Here is a 257-nt window from a genome sequence, read left to right on the forward strand (position 1 = left end):
TGATCAACCTGACCAATCACAGCTACTTCAACCTGGCGGGTGAGGACGCCCTCGACGTCTACGACCACAAGGTCACCATCGATGCCGACCACTACACGCCGACCGACCCCACCCAGATTCCGACCGGCCAGATCATCCCCGTGCGGGGCACACCGTTCGATTTCACCGCACCGACCGCGATCGGCGCGCGTATCACCGCCAATGACCCGCAGCTGTTGCTGGCCCACGGTTACGACCACAACTGGGTGATCAACCGC

At 62.6% G+C, this 257-nt stretch carries 1 pseudogene; it reads left to right on the forward strand.

Annotated features, from left to right (window positions below):
• Positions 1 to 257 (forward strand): annotated as a pseudogene (locus WU80_RS25075) (galactose-1-epimerase); the annotation flags it as partial.

This window comes from Mycobacterium sp. UM_11 (genome assembly GCF_001414075.1).
Classification (GTDB): Bacteria; Actinomycetota; Actinomycetes; order Mycobacteriales; family Mycobacteriaceae; genus Mycobacterium.